21 protein-coding genes and 1 pseudogene are annotated in these 18,567 nt (G+C 41.8%); 5 read left to right on the top strand and 17 right to left on the bottom strand.

The window, feature by feature from the left end; translation table 11 throughout:
- Positions 1 to 22: 22 nt before the first annotated feature.
- On the bottom strand, positions 23 to 835 hold the full coding sequence (locus LC586_RS14300; RefSeq protein WP_229485450.1) for a carbon-nitrogen hydrolase family protein: 813 nt from the start codon (positions 833 to 835) through the stop codon (positions 23 to 25).
- 210 nt (positions 836 to 1,045) lie between these two features.
- On the opposite strand from LC586_RS14300, the gene LC586_RS14295 reads away from it, so the two are divergent.
- Complete coding sequence (locus tag LC586_RS14295; protein ID WP_229485449.1) at positions 1,046 to 1,639, top strand: MarC family protein; 594 nt, start codon at positions 1,046 to 1,048, stop codon at positions 1,637 to 1,639.
- 149 nt (positions 1,640 to 1,788) lie between these two features.
- On the opposite strand, the gene trxA is transcribed toward LC586_RS14295, so the two are convergent.
- Positions 1,789 to 2,112 carry a thioredoxin gene (gene trxA, locus LC586_RS14290; RefSeq protein WP_196522884.1) on the bottom strand — a complete coding sequence of 108 codons (324 nt, stop codon included), beginning with the start codon at positions 2,110 to 2,112 and terminating at the stop codon, positions 1,789 to 1,791.
- 268 nt (positions 2,113 to 2,380) lie between these two features.
- Between trxA and LC586_RS14285 the strand changes: the two genes are divergently transcribed.
- Positions 2,381 to 2,650, top strand: coding sequence for a hypothetical protein (locus LC586_RS14285; protein WP_229485448.1), 270 nt, complete (start codon positions 2,381 to 2,383; stop codon positions 2,648 to 2,650).
- On the opposite strand, the gene LC586_RS14280 is transcribed toward LC586_RS14285, so the two are convergent.
- From LC586_RS14280 to LC586_RS14265, 4 genes are all read right to left on the bottom strand, one after another.
- A complete protein-coding gene (locus LC586_RS14280; protein ID WP_100898834.1) occupies positions 2,597 to 3,760 on the bottom strand; it encodes a GuaB3 family IMP dehydrogenase-related protein in 1,164 nt (387 codons plus the stop codon). The two genes, LC586_RS14285 and LC586_RS14280, sit on opposite strands and share 54 nt — an antisense overlap.
- A 335-nt stretch (positions 3,761 to 4,095) precedes the next feature.
- Entirely contained in the window at positions 4,096 to 4,626 is a 531-nt protein-coding gene (locus tag LC586_RS14275) for a YdcF family protein (RefSeq protein ID WP_229485447.1), read from the bottom strand.
- Between the two features lie 465 nt (positions 4,627 to 5,091).
- On the bottom strand, positions 5,092 to 5,202 hold the full coding sequence (locus tag LC586_RS14270) for a type II toxin-antitoxin system HicA family toxin (protein ID WP_229485446.1): 111 nt from the start codon (positions 5,200 to 5,202) through the stop codon (positions 5,092 to 5,094).
- Positions 5,199 to 5,417 carry a type II toxin-antitoxin system HicB family antitoxin gene (locus tag LC586_RS14265; RefSeq protein WP_229485445.1) on the bottom strand — a complete coding sequence of 73 codons (219 nt, stop codon included), beginning with the start codon at positions 5,415 to 5,417 and terminating at the stop codon, positions 5,199 to 5,201. Before LC586_RS14265 ends, LC586_RS14270 begins: the two co-directional genes overlap by 4 nt.
- Before the next feature lie 311 nt (positions 5,418 to 5,728).
- Here LC586_RS14265 and LC586_RS14260 point away from each other — a divergent pair, with 311 nt between their 5' ends.
- Positions 5,729 to 6,952 carry a hypothetical protein gene (locus tag LC586_RS14260; RefSeq protein ID WP_229485444.1) on the top strand — a complete coding sequence of 408 codons (1,224 nt, stop codon included), beginning with the start codon at positions 5,729 to 5,731 and terminating at the stop codon, positions 6,950 to 6,952.
- 156 nt (positions 6,953 to 7,108) lie between these two features.
- On the opposite strand, the gene LC586_RS14255 is transcribed toward LC586_RS14260, so the two are convergent.
- The 7 genes from LC586_RS14255 to patD form a co-directional block, all read right to left on the bottom strand.
- Positions 7,109 to 7,738, bottom strand: coding sequence for a type I restriction enzyme HsdR N-terminal domain-containing protein (locus LC586_RS14255; RefSeq protein WP_229485443.1), 630 nt, complete (start codon positions 7,736 to 7,738; stop codon positions 7,109 to 7,111).
- 106 nt (positions 7,739 to 7,844) lie between these two features.
- Positions 7,845 to 9,098, bottom strand: coding sequence for an exonuclease subunit SbcD (sbcD, locus tag LC586_RS14250; protein WP_229485442.1), 1,254 nt, complete (start codon positions 9,096 to 9,098; stop codon positions 7,845 to 7,847).
- Positions 9,099 to 9,173: 75 nt separating this feature from the next.
- Positions 9,174 to 9,899, bottom strand: a complete 726-nt coding sequence (cysH, locus tag LC586_RS14245) for a phosphoadenosine phosphosulfate reductase (protein WP_229485441.1) — start codon at positions 9,897 to 9,899, stop codon at positions 9,174 to 9,176.
- Positions 9,900 to 10,374: 475 nt separating this feature from the next.
- A complete protein-coding gene (locus LC586_RS14240; protein ID WP_229485440.1) occupies positions 10,375 to 10,515 on the bottom strand; it encodes a hypothetical protein in 141 nt (46 codons plus the stop codon).
- A gap of 112 nt (positions 10,516 to 10,627) precedes the next feature.
- Positions 10,628 to 10,813, bottom strand: a complete 186-nt coding sequence (locus LC586_RS14235) for a hypothetical protein (RefSeq protein WP_229485439.1) — start codon at positions 10,811 to 10,813, stop codon at positions 10,628 to 10,630.
- Positions 10,814 to 11,008: 195 nt separating this feature from the next.
- Positions 11,009 to 11,548, bottom strand: a complete 540-nt coding sequence (locus tag LC586_RS14230) for an MFS transporter (protein ID WP_229485438.1) — start codon at positions 11,546 to 11,548, stop codon at positions 11,009 to 11,011.
- A gap of 42 nt (positions 11,549 to 11,590) precedes the next feature.
- Positions 11,591 to 11,944, bottom strand: coding sequence for a heterocyst frequency control protein PatD (patD, locus tag LC586_RS14225; protein WP_229485437.1), 354 nt, complete (start codon positions 11,942 to 11,944; stop codon positions 11,591 to 11,593).
- 141 nt (positions 11,945 to 12,085) lie between these two features.
- On the opposite strand from patD, the gene LC586_RS14220 reads away from it, so the two are divergent.
- Both LC586_RS14220 and LC586_RS14215 read left to right on the top strand, forming a co-directional pair.
- Complete coding sequence (locus LC586_RS14220) at positions 12,086 to 12,223, top strand: hypothetical protein (RefSeq protein ID WP_229485436.1); 138 nt, start codon at positions 12,086 to 12,088, stop codon at positions 12,221 to 12,223.
- A gap of 62 nt (positions 12,224 to 12,285) precedes the next feature.
- Positions 12,286 to 14,556 (top strand): RelA/SpoT family protein, encoded by a 2,271-nt coding sequence (locus tag LC586_RS14215; protein ID WP_229485435.1) that lies wholly within the window; start codon positions 12,286 to 12,288, stop codon positions 14,554 to 14,556.
- A gap of 204 nt (positions 14,557 to 14,760) precedes the next feature.
- On the opposite strand, the gene LC586_RS14210 is transcribed toward LC586_RS14215, so the two are convergent.
- From LC586_RS14210 to LC586_RS14195, 4 genes and pseudogenes are all read right to left on the bottom strand, one after another.
- On the bottom strand, positions 14,761 to 15,963 hold the full coding sequence (locus LC586_RS14210; RefSeq protein WP_229485434.1) for a sensor histidine kinase: 1,203 nt from the start codon (positions 15,961 to 15,963) through the stop codon (positions 14,761 to 14,763).
- Positions 15,964 to 16,346: 383 nt separating this feature from the next.
- Positions 16,347 to 16,774, bottom strand: a pseudogene (locus tag LC586_RS14205) (hypothetical protein); the annotation flags it as partial.
- Positions 16,678 to 16,911: a hypothetical protein gene (locus LC586_RS42620; protein WP_438822900.1), complete on the bottom strand. Its 234-nt coding sequence runs from the start codon at positions 16,909 to 16,911 to the stop codon at positions 16,678 to 16,680. The pseudogene LC586_RS14205 and the gene LC586_RS42620, both read right to left, overlap by 97 nt.
- A 4-nt stretch (positions 16,912 to 16,915) precedes the next feature.
- Positions 16,916 to 18,148: a sedoheptulose 7-phosphate cyclase gene (locus LC586_RS14195; protein ID WP_229485433.1), complete on the bottom strand. Its 1,233-nt coding sequence runs from the start codon at positions 18,146 to 18,148 to the stop codon at positions 16,916 to 16,918.
- Between the last annotated feature and the right edge of the window lie 419 nt (positions 18,149 to 18,567).

Below are 18,567 nucleotides of genomic sequence, written 5' to 3'. Positions count from 1 at the left end.
TTGCTCTCCGTGTCCCCAATCCCTAGAAGACCCGATGTTGTAAAGAGGGCATTTGACGACGGACTTGTTCGAGCCTAGTGGGCTTGATTTCTGCGATCGCAATTCCCGGTTTTTCCCCAGCATCGGCTAAAATTACGCCCCAAGGGTCGATAATAACGGCGTGCCCGTGGGTTAGACGACGGGCATAGTTATTGCCTGTTTGGGCAGGAGCAATGACGTACGCGGTGTTTTCGATGGCTCTGGCTTGTAGTAGTACTTGCCAGTGGTCTTTGCCTGTAAAGGCGGTAAAGGCGGCGGGAATAAAGATAATATCGGCTCCCTTATCTGCTAGATGACGGTACAGTTCAGGGAAGCGGACATCATAACAAATGGAAAGCCCTAAATTACCAAGTTTTTCTGAAAAATGGACAGGTGGTAGTTGCGTACCAGCCACAACCGTGCTGGATTCCCGATAGGTATTGCCATCGGGGACATTAACATCAAATAAGTGTACTTTGTAGTAGCGGGCAAGTTCTTGACCGTTTGGGTCAATGAGTAGAGTGGTGTTATAAACTTTGCCTGTATTGTCTACCGGAACTGGAAAGCTGCCGCCCAAGATCGTAATTTGAAAGCGTTGAGCCATTTTTTTCAGAAATTTTTCACTTTCAAGAGCGATCGCATCACCTTGCGCGAGTTTGGCTTTTTCTTCTCCCATATAGGAAAAGTTTTCTGGCAAACCTACCAATTCAGCACCTTGACGCACGGCAAGCTCTATTAATTCTTCTGCCTGTGCCAAATTTTTTTGTAAATCGGGCACACTGGTCAATTGAATAGCGGCGGCTAAATAAGACTTCATAGATTCAACAACGAACAGTTGATTTATGGAAAAGAGATTATCAAAATATATCGCTACTTCAACATCTATGGAACTTAATTAGAAATGCGTCAGCCAAGATTTTCTTTAACGGACTGGTTTTATTGCTGATCTTAATCTTCCTCTGGGTTATAGCAAATTCAACAAGATAAAGATTAGGTTGTGATCAAACCTTGATAAAAACTGTCTACTGTGGATATTCCTATTCTCATTCAAACATTTATCGCTGTGTTTGTCTTGGCGGATGCTGTGGGCAATATACCGATTGTTTTAGTTTTGACTAAGGGCATGATGCCAGACCAAAGAAACAAAGTTATAGATAAAGCAATTGTCATTGCGATCGTAGTTCTTTTGCTATTTGCCTTTGCAGGGCAAATAATTTTAAATTACTTAGAAATCAGTATCGGCTCTTTGCGAGTAGCAGGAGGACTATTGTTACTGTTAATTGCTTTGCAAATGCTGCGGGGAGAATTAGATCAGCCGATTATTGAAGAAGGCCGCGATGTTGCAATTACTCCACTAGCTTTACCACTGCTAGCTGGGCCGGGGACTTTGACGACGGTGATGTTGTTGATGTCGAAATCACAGAGTCCGCATATTGCTGTCGTGGTAGGTATCTTAGGAGCGATGTTTGTCACTTGGTTAATTTTGCGTTTAGCAAATCTGATTGACCAGTGGATTGGTGCAGAAGGTGGAGTGATTGTGACTCAACTGTTGGGTTTTTTGTTGGCGGCGCTAGCGGTGGAAATTGGTAGTACGGGAATTAGGGAGTTGTTTTTGAGCTAGAAAACTCCTAAAAAATATTCTGAAACTGTATACAAATGTAAATAAGTTTGAGAAACGAGAAATTCGCGCCTCTCAAACTTGTTTATAAAAATTAACCTAAAGTTAGAACAAGAAGGATAACTCAAGATGAGTTTATTGCCAATTGAGTTTCAAAGATACTTTTCGAGAGTGGAAGCTAATGTAGTTTTAGGCACAGCGCCGACTACCATATCCACTTTCTGTCCATCCTTAAAAATCATTAATGTGGGAATGCTGCGGATGCCGTACTGACTAGCAACTTGAGGATTTTCATCCGTGTTGACTTTGACGACCTTAATTTGACCTTTGTACTGTTCGGAGATTTCATCGACAACAGGAGCTACCATACGGCATGGTCCGCACCAGGGTGCCCAAAAGTCAACTAAAACGGGTACATCGCTGTCGAGTACTTCTTGCTTGAAACTAGAATCGGTAACTTGCGCGGCTGTTGACATGCCTAAAACCTTCGCCAATAATATCTGAGCTTGGTGAAAATTCTACCATAGCAAAAACCTCAGCTTAGAAGTCCGAGGATGTACATTTGCAAAGAAGCTCTAGAATTTATTTATAAACATAAGGAACCGCCCGAACAGTAGTCCGGGCGGAGTGTGGTGTGAGGAGTGAACGGAAACATTCGTCTCCGCTATCTCTATTGTAGGCGACATATCGAATTTTTCCAGCAATTGTTTAAGGGGCTGGAAAAATTTTTTCAAGAAATGGGGAGTGGGCATTGGGCATTGGGCATTGGGCATTGGGCATTGGGCATTGGGCATTGGGAATTGGGAATTGGGAATTGGGAATTGGGAATTGGGAATTGGGAATTCTCCCATCACTCCCTCATCCCCCTCATCCCCCTCATCCCCCTCATCCCCATGCCCCATGCCCCATGCCCCATGCCCCATGCCCCATGCCCCATGCCCCATGCCCCATGCCCCAATTCTATTTCCCCATACCCAATTGTTGAGCTTTTTGGTAAACTTTACCCTCAGTTAATAAAGAAGGCGCAATCACAACTTCCACTTGCTGCATTTCTTTAATATTTTTGGCTCCTAAAGTGCCCATGCTGGTCTTTAAGGCTCCTAAAAGATTGTGAGTGCCATCATCTAGTCCTGCTGGCCCAACGAGTATTTGCTCTAGGCTACCGGTGGTGGCAACGCGAATCCGGGTGCCACGGGGCAACACTGGGCTGGGAGTCGCCATGCCCCAATGATAACCTCGTCCTGGGGCTTCTGCGGCTCTGGCAAAGGGAGAACCAATCATTACACCATCGGCACCGCAGGCGATGCATTTACAAATGTCGCCACCGGTGATTAAACCACCATCAGCAATAATGGGGATATAGTTACCAGTTTCCTTGTAGTAATCATCTCGTGCTGCTGCACAATCTGCGATCGCAGTCGCTTGTGGTACACCCACGCCCAACACGCCACGGGACGTACAAGCAGCACCAGGCCCAATTCCCACCAGTACCCCAGCCGCGCCAGCTTTCAACAAATTCAAAGTGACTTCGTAAGTTACACAATTCCCCAACACCACGGGGATAGGCATGGAACGGCAAAATTCTGCTAAATCAAGTGGTACTAAAGACTCTGGTGACAGATGTGCAGTAGAAACTACCGTAGCCTGTACAAAAAATAAATCTGCCCCAGCTTTTGCCACCGCCTCGCCGTATTTACTTGCACCTGCCGGAGTTGCACTTACCGCCGCAATGCCACCTTGTTGTTTAATTTCCTGAATACGTTGTTCAATTAATTCTGGCTTTATTGGTTCGGCATAGAGTTCTTGCATCAGGGCAACAAATTCATCTTTCCCTACAGAGGCAATCCGATCTAATATTGGCTCTGGGTCAGCATAGCGAGTGTGAATACCTTCTAAATTGAGGACACCTAATGCTCCTAACTGTGACAAACGTACAGCCATGCGAACATCTACTACACCATCCATCGCACTGGCAATTATCGGGATTTCTCGCTCAATATTGCCAATACGCCACTTAGTATCTGCCAAACTGGGGTCTAGTGTTCTGTTACCAGGGACTAGAGCAATTTCATCTATTCCGTAAGCTCTGCGAGCTGTTTTTCCCCGCCCAAGTTGAATTTCCACGCTTTAATTTTTCTTAAATCTGTTTAAGCTAGGGTATCAAATTGTGAGATAAGTTGGGGCGTTTTTTTCCCTGAACTACACAGATAAATTCGAGTTACCCAAGCCGCCGCTTGAAACTTTGATGGACACAAAGTATTTACCAAGCAACCAAATGAGCAAAAATTGTTAATTGATTTTTATATTGTGTTCTTTGAGGCTTGGTGTTGCGCTAGTTTTTGGATAATGTAGTTTCATGTGCCTATTATTACTTAGTTAATATCACGATTACTAGCATTAATTGTCTTAATTTACCTGTATTAAGTTAAGCCAAGATCATGCAAATTACCACTGATAATTTACCGTTTATTTTTAACTACATTCACACCAGTATAACCAGTTGCTATCCAAAGTATTGCTCTAGCTCCATCGCGGATAGATTTTTCGATAGATTCAGGGGGTTTTTCTGAAGGAACGGGCACTGGTTTTAAATAAATACCTCGACTACCCAAAATAATTTCGCCGATGACACAAGCCCGACGCATGTGGAAATCTGAGGTAATCAAATAAACGCTCTTGATGCCACGAGCTTGCAAATCATCCACCAACGTAGTAAAATTAGTAACTGTATCTACGGCTTCATAGTCCAAGTGTAAACGTTTGGGATCAACACCAGCTTTGGTAAACACTCGTTGGGTGAAACTAGGTGGACTACCCCCAGTAATCCAAATTGGTATATTTGGATGCTGGCGGACAAATTCAGCCGTAAACTTCTCTCGCTCTAAACGTCTCGTTGAACCACCCAACACTACAACTGCTTGCGGCTGTACAATTTGATTTTGTACTTCTTTGTATCCCCACCAGGTAATTAGCGGTAGGACAAAAGCCATAAAACGAAAAGATTTACCTGTAAAAAATAGCTTATTCAAGGCTCGATAACTTTATTTACTGAGTCAAAAATTTCCTCTGGCTAGAAGAAAAACAACAATTGATAGTAGAAGAGTAGCAAACTCCTATAAAATCTGCCCAAATTTATATTTGAGTGATTTTCATGTTGCAGCGCGATTAAGCGTGCTTGAAGTTTTTCCTCTAATTGATGGATTATCCTAACCGATATCGGATAATTCATCAAAGGGTTTTAGAATCTTGTTGGAGAACGCCATTTAGAAGATGAAAATTCAGGTCATCTGGAAAATCTCTCTTTAAATCTCTCTCCTAAAAGGATACTGTTGGTCAATTTACTTTCGGGTTAAACCTCCCATTCCGAAAATCCTGGTTTTGCGTTGCTTTCCCGCCCTGCAATAAATTGATTGCTCATAGCTAAAGTGCGTTTCAACGCACTGAAATTAAATAAATTAAGTATGTATCATAATATGATGACTGCCACGTATCCTAGCCACTTCAAAACCGACTTTGCTAAGGGCTGCAATAACTTCGCGTCCTGTGAAGCTTGGGAATTGACTCATATCTCAACTGCGACTCGTTGAATACCAACAAAGTCCAGTGAATCCTGCTGTTCTTCCTCAAATTCTAAACAAAGTTCAATCGCTTCCCTAATACGCTCCATTAACTCATCTAAAGTTTGGGCTTGCGTATGACAACCAGGAAGATTTGGGACGGAAGCAACAAAGTAGCCATCTGCATCTCGTTTGATAATTACATTAAATTCTCGTTTCATCATCAACTTCCCTTTGTGTTGAAAAATATTTTGTGCTTTTGCTGTGTTTAACCCTGTGAGAGTTATAGAACAATACGGTTCAGTTAAGGCTAAAACTCTCTGTGAAAGTCAATTTTTTTAACGAACCGCAGAGGCGCAGAGAACACAGAGAGAAGCAAGAAATGCTTAACTGAACTGTATTGAGTTATAGAACGAATTGGTAAGTCATTCCCTTCTTTGGCTGCTAAACCTTTGGGCTTTTCACGGTAAGTTAATAGCAAGCAACTTTGATGGTTTGTTTCTGCTATAATTATATTTTTAGAGATGAGTAACTTATGACTCAATCAGATGAACAAAAACAATGCCAGGAACTTCTTGTAAAACTACATGAAGATATTATTAAAACAATGAAAGAAATACCTGAAAAAATTAGAGGTATTAATTATACTTTAAATAATAAAACTCAAATGGAAATTGTTAAACAAGTTGCCATTTTGCAGCGTATTGAGATTTTTATTTTAAAAAATAAGGGGAAAAAAATAAAAAATACATTTGAATTTTATAGTTTAGAATCAAAATTTTATTGTATAAAAAATACGTTATATATTCTTTTGGAAAATGAAAATTATATAGAAATTGCTAAAGAGCTAAGACATGAAATAGAATATTTCTTAAATACTAGACAATTTTTTCTTGGCTTAGGAAGTATTAAAAATTTTTTTAAACGTTCTATCCGTGATTTTGTTACACCAACAAAAGTTCTTGTTGGTCTGGCAATGGTAATTCCAGTTTATAGTATCGGAATACCATTAGTATTAACGGGTGCTACTGCATTAACTATTACTCCTGATATTATAACATTTTCTGTATATCGAATAATGCGAATAGCTACAGGGGAAGCTCCTAGCAAGGAGGTTTTAAAAAAAACCGAAGACAAAATAACAGCAAAGTTATTATCTTTGTTTGATAACTCATCATTGATAATTATGGTAGCATTTGCCGGAGCATTTGGTAGCATAGTTAGTATCTTTATTAGACTTGATCAATACAAAGATCCAGACTCTGGAGATTCAGCAGCTCCTATTGCAGACTACAGAGGTTCAGCAGCTCCTATTGCAGACTACAGAGGTTCAGCAGCTCCTATTATTGTTGGTTTTGCAAAACCGTTAATTGGAACTGCATTTGGTATTTTAATTTTTGCAATAATTAACTCAAATATTATCAGCTTTCCAGTTTTTCAAGTCAAAGGAAGTGATCAAAATAGTGATGCTAAATATTTTTTCTTTTTTACACTTGCTTTTTTAGTGGGCTTTAGTGAACGACTAGCTAATGATATTGTCAGGAAAGCAGAAAGAACTTTATCATCACAAGAAATCGGTAAAAAACTAGAAGAGACCGCAGAAAAAACCGATAAAAAAGTAGAAGAAACCGCAGAAAAAACCGCAGAAAAAATCGATAAAAAAGTAGAAGAGACCGCAGAAAAAATTGATAAAAAAGTAGAAGAGACCGGAGAAGAAATCAAGGAAGAAGTACAAAAACAGTGGGGAAGGAATCAGTAAAAAAGTAGAAAATATTGGGGAAGAAGTCACAAAAAAGTTTGAAAAAACCTTAGATCAATAATCAACTTTTCATTTTATGGTTACTTTTGTAATTACTACTATTCAAATATCAAACATTTTCTCATTACGTAATGCTAACTGATGAAACGATAAGATTTAAGCACTCACCAACTGAGCCAAGCGTTTCAGGATTCGTAGTACGTCGTACAATTCATTTCCAGGGTTTCGGATTAAAAACCCCTTTGATAAAGCATAATAAGTTGGATTTCCTTTAACTAATTTGACAAAAATAAATTCTCCACCGCTGCTAATCATCCCAAAACTAGGCTGATTTGCATGAGGATTACCTAACATATAAGCTAAAATTTGTGCAAGTCCTTTTTCAATGGAATATTCTGCTTGTTTTGACTCAATAACCATCACCCAAAATTGGTCTTTCAGAACTAATGTATCTATTTTGCCTTTGATGATAATTTCTTCATCTTCATCAGTAATCTCTATTGGTTTTTCAGCTTTGATATATAAGGGTACTAAATAAAAATCCCCAATAAAAAGTATTGGGTCTATAATTGCCATTCTCACAACATCTTCTAGTAAAGGTGGGTAATTAAGAAGATTAAAATAACCTGTTTTTACTTTATCTAAAAGTTGTTTATCTAAATCAGTAATTTCTAATAAATCTTCTTGCCATTCGCGGAAAAATTGGTCATCCAAAACTAACTGAATACCAAAATTATCGATTAAGTAACGTAAATTGATCTCTTTTGCTTGGAGTGTTTGCGTCATACTTTTCACAAAGTGGAAAAAGTGAGATATGCTGTGGCACTTTAAATTTTTACTTTATTTTATCGCGATCGCTCAGTTAAACATGAAAATATAATTGGCATCTATCCTATTCATTAGTTGCTGCTTCCAGCCAAACTTCTACATCATCTGTTAGCAACTTCTGTGCTGCATCCAGCATTGATGCTGCTATATCTTTGAGGTCTTCGCGGTTGTTTAAGTAAGTTTTCAAGGCTTCCATTGGGTCGATGCTGCTACTTGCACTCAATTCTGGAATGCGGGGGCGAGCTAATTGACTCAATAATTCTGCTTGAATGGTGTAGGTGTGAGCGGGACTTAAAGCAGTATGTAAAGAGGAACTGTCAATTAAATCCATCTGTTCGGAGCGGAGTTTGTAAATTAGCCGCACTACAGCATCTTGAATATTATATTTAGCGATCGCTTTCATTAACAACACTTGCGGATCATCTGCTTTCGAGACATCCACTTCAATGGTGCGGAAAGTCCGAACTGTTAAGGGACAAAATTCCCACTCAACCCTCCCCCGCTCCAGTTCTATCATCACATAGCCTTTGTCTTCTTTTTCTTCACTAAAATCTACCCGCTCAATGCTCCCTGGATAAATCACCGGCGGGTTGTTGGATTTATTCAGATTTTGGTGGCGGTGGACGTGTCCCAAGGCTACATAATCAAAACAAGGTCGCGTCAGCAAAGATAGGGGTAGAGTAAAGCCTTTACCCACCGCCAAAAAGCGTTCTGCGCCCAAGGTAGCATTGTCAGACATCAAGTGAGCCAAAAGGATAGTTGGCACATCAGAGTCAAGACGGCGAATTTCCCCTTCTAGAACAACTCGCAGGCGTTCCGTTAACAGTTGGTTGACTTCCGCCAAAGATGAACCTTCAGTCTCTTGGCGAGTCATCAGAGTTGAACGGGTGAGCCAAGGGAGGGTGATTACTTGCACTTTACCATTGCGGGTTTCGATGCAGTGAGTAGTTAATGTATCACCGACAACAAATCCTGGCACTCCCAAAGTGCGGTAAATATTTAAACTTGCGCCTCCCTGTCCTTGGGAATGTTGGTCGTGGTTGCCTACCAACAGCACTGTTGGAATATTGGCATCCATGAGACGGCGAAACTGGCTGGCAAAAGCTTGCTGTACATAAGGCGGTGGTGTAGCATCCGGGAAAGCATCGCCACCAAATATCACCATATCAACAGTATCTGTCAGCGCTCGGTCAATACATATAGATAAGGTATTGACAAAATCCTCCAATCGTGTATTTAATCCAGTTGTGGGATTAATTCGTCCGTGCGAGAAGCCGCTTCCCATGTGGATGTCGGAGAGATGGAGGATTTTAATCATATTTGTCCTTAGTCTTTAGTCATTTGTCCTTTGTTTAATACTAATGACTAATGACTAATGACTAATGACTAATGACTAAATATGAATTCCACATTCTGTTTTATCACTTCCCCGCCAACGTCCGGCGCGTTCGTCTTCGCCTTCGCCTACTTTGGTGGTGATGGGTTGGTCGCCGATGCTGGGATAACCTTTATCGTGTAGAGGGTTGTAGATGACTCCGTGTTCAGCTACGTAAACCCAGCTGTCTTTGCGTGTCCAGGTAGCTATAGGATTTACTTTCAGCCGACCTTTACCGTCTAATTCAAATATTGGCATATTCGCACGGGTTACTGCTTGGTCACGGCGGCGTCCAGTAATCCAAGCGACGCTGTTGAGTTCGTCTAGACCCCGTAGCAGTGGTTCAATTTTTGTAATGTGGTGGAATTGGGCAATATCTTTGTCCCAGAGTTTGTCGCCATATTTGGCTTCAAAGGCTTCGCGGGTGTCTACGTCTGGAGTTTTGAAAGTTTGCAAATCCAGGTTGTAGATTTGTATGGCTTTGGCTACTAATTCTAGGCTTTCAGGGAAGTGGTGCAAAGTGTCGAGAAAGATCACAGGAACGGGATGCTTCAGTTCACTGTAAAGAATATGGGTAATTATCATGTCATCCACGTTAAAGGCGCTTGTTTGCACCAGTCCCGTTGGGATATTCTCTATAGACCATGCCAGTATTTCTTTGGGAGTGGCAGTTTCAAATTGCTCATTTAATTTTTCTAAGTCAAAAGCGATCGCTTGGTTTCTAGATGCCGTGGAGACTGTCATGATAATCTTCTGTTCAAATATTTTTACCTTGATTAAGATTTATTTTAACTCACAAAGGCGCGTATTCCGCTCGGAGTTCAGGTAATTATTCTATTCGGGAATTACTACTGAGGAATGGGGAGTCTAGGAGAATAACTGATAATCAGTAAAAATGAATACGTAAGTACAAACTGCGGTAATTACTAAGAAACTTTAAGGGAATTTAAGTTTTACAATGCTTTTATAGATATTTACACTGATTTTGATATGGTTAAGAAACAATTAATAAAAAGGATTTTTACTTAAATGAACACTTCAAAATCCCCCAATCGCTTAGGCGAATCTATAATCATGGGCGTTTTAATGATGTTGACTAGCGTTAGCGTTATTACAATAATGAACTTTTTCTAAGATAAAGATTTCTAATTTTAGCAATAAGACTTCACATAGTCCTGCTCAAAACTGAGTGGGACTTTTATTATCCAGATAAATCCGTCTATATTAACTTTCTTCTATGACTTTCGGCAGAAAATAATTTGTCAGCCGTGTTTTTACGTAGTTTTGCAATCAGAGAATTTAAAATTGGGATGCGATCGCTATTTACCCCTAGTGGCGTGTCAAGGCTAAAATAGTGCATTAGATGTAGGTTGGGTTGAGCGACGCGAAACCCAACATTGATCGGAGTGTTGGGTTTCGTTCCTCAACCCAACCTACAAATTTTTTTGCAACAATTTAGTCTTGCCACGCCACTAGTGTCCGACTGGTGCTTTCGCTCCTGCACCACCTTTACCTAAGAATAGTAACAAGGGTAATGAGCAAAGGAACGCCACGCCTACAACTCGAAAGCAATCTGCGTAAGATAAAACAGCAGCTTGGGTATCTACAGTTTGACTTAATAAAGCTAGTGCTTGTTGTTGAGCGGTTGTCGCATCCATGCCTTGACTTGGGAGTGCCCCGTTGAGTGCATCAAGGCGCTGATTAGTTTCTGGATCATAAGGACTAAGTTTTGTTAACAGGATGGCTCGATGAAAAGCCTCTCGTCGAGCAAGTAGAGTAGTGAGTAGGGCAATGCCGACGCTATTACCTAGTTGTCGGGTGAGGTTGTAGAAACCAGAGCCGACAGAAATATCTTACTTCGGTAGCCCTCCTAAAGTTGCCAGACTTAAGGGGAGAAACATCAACACAGTAAAAGCCCCACGCCATACCAATGGCCAAAATAAATCATCTGTGCGGGTTTGTGGGGTAATTGCTGCTAGTTGAAATATGACTCCAGATGTTCCCACAGCGCCCATTGCTATTAAAACTCTGGCATCGATTTTGGTCGATAATTTACCTAATAGAACCATGACGATCGCAGATGCTAATGCACCAGGTGCTAACAATAGCCCTGTCTGCGTTGCCGTAAATATTATGCACTGATCTTCAAATCCACAACCGAGCCAGTAGAAGCGTACATGCGCCGCACAATGAATCTTCTCGTCAAAGGTATTGGGCATTGAAAAGAGGCAGGGGAGCAGGGAGCAGGGGGAAAAGGGGAAACTTTCTCCCATGCCCCCCGCACCCTGCCCTTCTGCCTCTTTTCCTTCTCCCTGCCCTCTGCTCTTTTGCCGCTCCCATGCCCATTCCCCATTCCCAACTTGTTGCCAAAATAACTTTCCATCATAGGTCATAAATGAGATGATGGAGAAATTAGAGAAAAAGGTGAACAATTGTTATTTTTCTCCTTCCGCTTCTGGTTGCAGGATGGCATCACAGTATTGAATGAGGGTTGTCAAGCGATCGCTAATCGTTTGAAGTCTCGTTTGTGCAGTAGATGCTTGCCGCGCTCCTTGCAAAAACATCACATCTATTGCCAACAAGCGCAATTGTTTGCTCATTTCTGTTTGATAAGACTGCACTCGCCAGTTCTCATCAGCCAAAGGTACAATCTCCTGCCCAAAGAATTGCTGCAACGAGGCTACACGCTGCCGCAATTCGGACGCAATGATTGGGGTAGTTGTGGCATCGGAGCGTAATTGCTCTAGTAAGGTTACGAGTGCCAAATATTTCTCACGGTTTAAAGACATCCAGTGCTAGTTAAGATAGTATTAATGTCAAGTAATTTTTCTTCTACAATAAACTTTCTTAAAGACTTATCAGCACTAAAAGCCTCAAATCAGGATTTGAGGCTTTGTTTGCCATCAATGGATTTTCTTTCTTTATGATCCTTGAAACTCAAACTGGATGACTACCGGACGCTCCTGCGGACGCTCGTACCTGTCTACGAGACGCTGCGCTATCGGCAATTGGAAAATCATCCTTACAGTGTTTTTTCTACCCGTCTCTGGGCGACAGCATCTTCTTAGGTTGATGCTGCCAGTTTTATTTATCATTCACTTATCTACCAATCTTATCCAAACCCAATTGTATGAGCAGCCTAGCTATAAATTCATCAGTTGATCTTGCTATTCCAGAATGGCTAAAGAAATGTTTGAAGGAGTCATCCACAAGTAGCGGCGCACCGGAAGATGACCGAAGGCATAGTGATGCAGTCTTAATTGGTCGCGCATTTGAATTTGCTTACCAATTGCATCAAGGTCAATACCGCAAATCGGGAGAACCATACATTGCTCATCCCATTGCTGTAGCCGACTTGCTGCATGACTTGGGAGGCAGTGCTGCTATGATAGCAGCTGGATTTCTTCATGATGTCGTTGAAGATACAGAAGTCACAAGTCAAGAAATAGAAGAACGCTTTGGCCCAGAAGTGCGGCAATTGGTTGAAGGTGTCACCAAGCTTTCTAAAATCAATTTCACCAGCAAAACCGAAAGCCAAGCCGAAAACTTCCGGCGGATGTTTTTGGCAATGGCGCAAGATATTCGGGTAATTGTGGTGAAATTGGCAGATCGTTTGCATAATATGCGAACTTTACAATACATGTCAGAGGCCAGCCGTCGCCGCAGTGCCCAGGAAACGCGAGATATCTTTGCACCCTTAGCCAATCGCTTGGGAATTTGGCGAATTAAATGGGAACTTGAAGATTTGGCTTTTAAGTATTTGGAACCGGAAGCTTTTCGGCAAATGCAGGAGCTTGTTTCCGAAAAACGGACGGCGCGAGAAGAGAAATTGGCTAAAGCTACGAACATGTTGCAAGAGCGTTTGCAGCAAGCCGGAATCCGCTTTCAGGATATTAGCGGTCGTCCCAAGCACCTTTATAGCATTTACCAAAAAATGCACCGCCAGCAAAAGGAATTTCATGAAATTTACGATTTGGCGGCGCTGCGGATTATTGTTCAAAGCAATGAGGAATGCTATCGGGCGTTGGCGGTGGTTCATGATGCTTTTCGCCCAATTCCTGGGAGATTTAAAGACTACATTGGGCTGCCAAAACCTAACCGTTACCAGTCGTTACATACTGGGGTGATTGGACTAACTGGCCGTCCTTTAGAGGTGCAAATTCGGACAATCGAAATGCATCATATCGCCGAGTACGGGATTGCCGCCCATTGGAAGTACAAAGAAACTGGAGGTTCTAGTATTAGCCATTTGACAGGGACAGATGACAAGTTTACTTGGCTGCGACAACTGCTCGAATGGCAAACTGATCTCAAGGATGCACAAGAATATCTTGATAGCGTCAAAGATAATCTATTTGAAGATGATGTCTATGTCTTCACCCCTAAGGGGGATGTTGTTCCTTTAAGCCCAGGTTCCACCACTGTAGATTTTGCTTATCGCATTCATACGGAAGTAGGAAACCATTGTTCAGGGGCGCGGGTGAATGGGCGAATGGTATCTTTGTCAACGCGGCTACACAATGGCGATATTGTAGAAGTTCTCACTCAAAAGAACTGCCATCCGAGTTTGGATTGGTTGAACTTTGTGAGAAGTTCGGCGGCGAAATATCGGATAAAACAATGGTACAAGCGATCGCGCCGGGAAGAAAATGTCGCCCGTGGACGGGAATTGTTAGAAAAGGAACTCGGTAAAACTGGTTTTGATAGCCTGCTGAAGTCGGATGCGATGGAGACTGTCGCCCAAAAGTGTAACTACCACAGTGTGGACGATTTACTTGCTGGTTTGGGTTACGGAGAAGTAACGTTGAACCTAGTGCTAAATCGTTGGCGAGAAGTGGCGAAGGGACAACAACCAGTTTCTACCGTGTCGCCATTTATTCCCAAAGAACCAACTACATCCAAAGCTTTGCGGGATGCACCTGCAACTATCTCCCGCGCCAGTGATTCGCCAATTATTGGGGTAGAGGGGTTGGTGTATTATTTAGCTGGGTGTTGTACCCCGATTCCTGGCGAACCAATTATTGGTGTGGTGACGCGAGGTAGGGGGATTTCGATTCATCGCCAAGGCTGCAATAATCTGGAGACTGTGGAGTATGAGCGCTTAGTACCAGTTAGATGGAACCCAGCCGCCGAAAATAGTGGTCGTCCACACACGTATCCTGTGGATGTTCAAATTGAAGCTCTTGACCGCGTAGGGGTGCTAAAGGATATTTTGTCACGGTTGAGTGACCAAGGGATCAATGTCCGCCATGCTCAGGTGAAAACCTGTGCTGGTCAACCTGCATTGATGGACTTAGGAATAGATATACGCGATCGCTCTCAATTAGAGCAAGTGTTTGTCCAAATTAAGAAAATGAGCGACATTTTGAATATCCGCCGCGTTGGTCAAATTGACGAGTAGATGGGCCAGTTGGGTGCGTTAACGCAGTGTAATATTATGTCCGGTTGCTTATACTAAACCCCAAGAACCCCACCCCGCCAAAGCTACACTTTGTCTCCCCTCCTGCTTGCGGGGAGGGGAGATTTTGGGGAGCCAGTGCGGTCTTGGGGTCTCCCCAAGTGGAGCCGGATAGCGTGTGGGGTGCAATGACTGTAGGAATCGTAACTAATTATCCGTCGTAGACATCCCTTCTAATGGCAAAATTACAGTAAATGTAGATCCTTTTCCTAGCTGTGAATCTACTTTAATTTCACCATCCATTAACTGAACCAATCGAGAGACTATTGCTAAACCTAATCCTGTACCATCAGAACTTTGCACTTGGGGAGCAGTTACTTCCCGAAAATAGGGATTGAAGATTTGTGCTTGAGCATCTGGAGAAATACCAATACCACTATCAGTAACGGAGATAGCCCACTGCTGTTGAGATACCGTGCAGCACTTCAAATGAATTGAACCAGATTCTGTGTAGCGAATTGCGTTACTCAGCAGATTTGTCAGAATTTGTTGAAGCCGAAGAGGATCTGTGTTAACTTGACTTGGAGCGCGTTCGCATTCAACAACCAAGGATAATTCTTTAGCACGCGCTAATGGCTCAACCATCTCTAAAACAAAGTTGATTAAACTACGCACATCGGTTAAAGTAGGCTGCAATTTCATCTGTCCGGCATCATAGCGCGAAATTTCCAGAGTATCGTTAATTAACCGGACAAGAAGTCTACCATTCTTGAGAACTCGCTCGATACTTTCAAGATTTGCATAGGTGTCCTTGAGTTCCGATTGTTGACGATGCTGGCGCAGAAATAAGTCTGCGTAACCGATGATTGAAGTCAGGGGCGTCTTCAGCTCATGAGCCAAATGAGAGAGGTTATCTTTATTAGTGCTAACCAAACGAGTTAGCTCTTGGTTAGTCAACCGCAACTGACTTTGGAGTTGTTTAAGTTCTTGTAATCTTCCTTGAGTATAACTGTCAAAGCAACGGGCGATCGCTTCATCAATTACTGTATCAATCAGGCGAACAGCCCTTAGTACCTCTTGTGCAGATCCTTGTAATAAATCTTCTTCTAAAAAGGAAAAAATCACAAACCGGAGTAAACGATACTCTCGCGCAATTTCCGCTGGTTCAAATCCCTGTTCGGCGCGAAGTGTCCCATGTTCTAAACTTGCATCTACTACTGTCTGCAAATCGCTGGTTTCAGATTCAGAAAGTACTGTTGCTAATGCTTTCAAAACGCGGGGTAAGCTATTCCGTACAGCTTTGAAAGTAAGTTCATTAGTAGCTTCAATTTGTTCATCTTGGTAAACCGCTTCTACCCATTGATCAAGAATGGCATCACTTTTTGCAATTAAAGTCTGACTAAAATCCATTTTTTGCCCAACCAAACAGAGTCAGCGCGAAGCCCCTTGCGCTAGAGCTAGCTTAGTGCATTTGATGTCAAGTTGGCAACTTACGGAAGATGCAGGTTAGTGAAAAGACAGCTGATTGCTGAACTAATCACCTTAGCTTATTTCACCATAAATGCAAGAGCGATCGCTTAACCAAGTAGATTGTGGTTACAGATATATTAGGACAACTCAACACCATTAAAATTGTGAATGTATTTATATAGATATCTTTTGCAGAGACGTGATTAATCGCGTCTCTTAGTTTTTACGGACATCCCAAAACAACTTTGATTTTTATTCATTAGATATTATTGGGCAAAAGATTTGAGCAATATAATATAGTACTTACGCATTGACAAGAAATGCTAAATATGGATAACTTTAAAAACCAGATTTTGTAGCAAAAGTAAAGTAATCTGCCAATGATGCAAAGTTAAAAATGGTAAAGGATCATCCAGACGATAAATGGCATCTGTACCTCGTACTAACCTCCCAAACCAAGTTTGTAATTGTTGCCCAGAGCGAATCCCAGTCAATCGCCATATTTAGTGATACAGCAGATTGCAACAGGCGTGAGGTACAGATAATCGTAGGGGCACAACATGTTGTGCCCCTACCCGTGTACTTCATTTACCTGAAATACGCTGTATATCCAGTAAGTAGGCTTGCTATCTGCAAGAGGTTCCAGAGGTGCAGCTAGGGGAGTTTTCCCAAAATAGGCTTCTGCAACACCTGGGTGATTATAGAACATTGTAATCGCCGAATGGGTGCGGGGATTACATTCAATGGCATAAAAGTTTTTCCTTTGCGTGGAATGCGGTTTTTTGTAGGAGCGTGTTCTGCCATTCTGAGGGTTTTTTGTAACTGCGCTACCAGAATGCTGTGTGGGGTTATCGGTCTAGCGGTATCTCGTCCTAAAATACTGGTCATGTTTTCACACTCCCAATAGTTTGGATTCTTCTTGAGTTTCTATGTAAGCGTCAATCCCATCTCCGCCACGAGGGTATGTAGCACACAAACGTTTGTGTTCAGCTAAAGCTGCATCTAATTCTTCACGGGTGAAATCGTTGACAAAGAAGCACTCACCAATAGGTTTGGGCATAGCTGCGCGTTGTTTGCCGTCTCGCGTTAAGCTGATAGATTGGGTAGCATACCAGAGCAAATCGCTATCTAGTAAAGGATGATCGATTGATAAACCCACACGACTCATCAAGCCCAAAATGCGATCGCGTTCTCCTGATGTAATGTAGCCACGTCTAGCAGCAATGGTTGCAGACAAAGCCATGTCTATATTGACGGCATGACCATGAAACAACGGTATCATCGGAGCTAATTCTAAGGTAGGACTCCAAGTGTGGCCGTAGGCAATGACGCGATCGAGGTCTAACTCATGCAAATTAGGAGTTTCTAACTCCAGCATAGTTTTAATTGCCTTGTAATTGAGTTTGTGAGCGATCGCTTTGAGTTCACTTGTGCCATTCACATATCCAAAGTGAGTATGCAGCAGTTCTTCGCCATACTCATCCAGCATTTCAAAAACTTCAGAGTTCGCAACAACAGCAATTTTGACTAATTCTGCCATGCCATTACGAACTTGAGCCGTTGGTAATGTTTGCAAAAAGGAGAAATCGAGGATAACTTTCAAAGGAGCATGATATGCACCCAAGCGATTTTTCAACTTGCGATGGTTGACTGCAACCTTAATCGCCACACCTGCATCAATCAAACCAATCAGTGTTGTCGGAACGCGAATGTAGTTGCTCTTGCGGCGGTAAGCAGCGCACGCAAACCCAGCTACATCAGTGATTAAACCACCACCCACTACTAACACCGGTTCTTTGCGAATTAAACCAAAGTCAGAAAAAGCGTCAACAATTTTTTCAAAAGTTGCAAGGGTTTTAGTCGGCTCGGTAATGACAATGGGAACTACAGTTAGATCAATGTCATAGTGTTTAAAATATGACTTTATTTGCTTACCGTATAGCCTATTGACATTGGCATCAATCACCGTCAAACAGCGGCCAAATTTCTCATAGCTGTCTGCAATTTCTCTGTTATTGATATCAAATGCGCCGTTTACGTATACAAGACTAAACTCAATTTTTTCGTATCCTTCCACGCGAAATTCAGCTTCTGTTGCTTTAAACGATGCTTGAACATTACTCATTATTGTTGACCTTGATAGAACTGAAAAATTTGTGAGAATTCAGGCAATATTTTCGATTTCCACTAGTGCATGGCAATAACAAATGATGCTTTTAGTCGCCGGAAATTAAAGGCACTCTAAAGCAAGCTTTCACTATAAAAGCTCATTTATATTGATGGCTTGCAATGTTACTCAACAAGTCCATGTACTTAGATAAATTCTGTTATAGGCTAACTTCTAATTTTAGCTAGCCTCAAGACTAATCAACTAGTCCCATTAAAAATTTATCATCATAACCCTTGCGTTATTTTGGGATTGTTGACCTGAATTCAACAAGTTAACCTTAATTTAGATTAACTCCAGTATAGACTTATAGGAAATGAACCTGAATGCAGATTAACTTCACTATGAATCTGCTATATCTATGCTATGGATATAGA

The organism is Nostoc favosum CHAB5714, from assembly GCF_020829495.1.
Classification (GTDB): Bacteria; Cyanobacteriota; Cyanobacteriia; order Cyanobacteriales; family Nostocaceae; genus Nostoc; species Nostoc favosum.
Note: the sequence above shows the minus strand (reverse complement) of the source record. Positions and strands in the feature narration are given on the sequence as shown.